Source organism: Mesorhizobium sp. M2A.F.Ca.ET.039.01.1.1, from assembly GCF_003998035.1.
Taxonomy (GTDB): domain Bacteria; phylum Pseudomonadota; class Alphaproteobacteria; order Rhizobiales; family Rhizobiaceae; genus Mesorhizobium.
Genome location: NZ_RZRY01001163.1, coordinates 1 through 1,309 on the forward strand (window position 1 = coordinate 1; position 1,309 = coordinate 1,309).

At 62.0% G+C, this 1,309-nt stretch carries 1 protein-coding gene and 1 pseudogene; both read right to left on the minus strand.

The window, feature by feature from the left end; genetic code table 11:
- Positions 1-223: pseudogene (locus tag EOA24_RS38210) on the minus strand (CTP synthetase); the annotation flags it as partial.
- 205 nt (positions 224-428) lie between these two features.
- On the minus strand, positions 429-1,309 hold an 881-nt coding region (locus tag EOA24_RS38215), incomplete at its 5' end, for a L,D-transpeptidase (RefSeq protein ID WP_133374923.1).

Consider the following 1,309-nt stretch of genomic DNA (forward strand, 5'->3'; position numbering starts at 1 on the left):
GATCGAGGTCGGTCTCGGCGCCGTCATCGGTCACGAACACTTCGCCATGCTGATATGGCGACATCGTTCCGGGATCGACATTGAGGTAAGGATCGAGCTTTTTGATCCGCGCGCGATAGCCTCGCGCCTGCAGGAGAGCCCCAAGAGCTGCTGCGGCGATGCCTTTTCCGAGTGAGGAAACCACGCCGCCTGTGATGAATACATATCGCGCCATGGGAGTCATCGCTTAACGCGGCCTGATTGATTCCGCCAGAGAAAAAACCGCCGCGAAGGCTTTTTCCAAAATGGCGCGGGTGCCTCTAGAGCATGATCCCGAAAAGTGGAAACCGGTTTTCGGGAAAGATCATGCTCCATAAGGAACAGCCTTGGATTCAGTCAAAACGAAAGGGCCGGCGGTGCCGGCCCTTTCGGCAGTATGATGGAAATCGTTAGATAATAACGACCTTCGTGCCGATCTTGACGCGGCTGTAGAGATCCATGACGTGCTCGTTGATCATGCGGAAGCAGCCGTTGGAGGCGCTGGTTCCGATCGAGTTCGGCGCGATCGTGCCGTGGATGCGCAGATGCGTGTCCTTCTTGCCGTCATAGAGGTAGATGGCGCGCGCGCCGAGCGGGTTCTCGCCGCCGCCGGGCATGCCGTCCTTGTACTGGCCGTAATGCTTCGGCTCGCGCTTCTGCATGTCGAGCGTCGGGATCCAGCGCGGCCATTCCTGCTTGTCGCCGACCGCGACGGTGCCCTTGAACTGCAGGCCTTCGCGGCCGACAGCGATGGCATAGCGGCGCGCAGTGGAAAACGACTCGACGAGGTAGAGGCGGCGAGCGCTGGTGTCGATGACGATGGTGCCCGGCTCATAGCCGGTGAACGTGACGTCCTGCGGCACGAATTCCGGCTTAACCTTGAAGGGCCGCTTGGCGTCCTTCTTGGCCAACGCCGAATCGAGCGCGCGTGTCTCCGGCAGATAGCTGATCGAGGACACCGAGGCGCCGCCGAACAGGCCTGCGAACAGCCCACCGCTGCTCGTCTGCTTCTGGCCGGGCTGCTCACTGCGCAATTCACCGTTGTTGCCGGTGGCGGTGATGTTCATGGCTTCCGCCGGGATCGGCTCCTCGGCCTTGACCGGAACGAGCGGCGCTATCGGCTCCAGCGGCGCAAGGATGTTGGTGATCTTCTTGGCCGGTTTGGCGTCGGCGACTTCAGATGCGGCCGCCCCGCCGCCCTTCTTGGCGAGCCATTCCTGGCGCGCCGCGTCTGCCTTGGCCTTTGCCGCCTCGCGCATCGCCAACTTGCGAGCCTCGAGCGCCTTTTGCT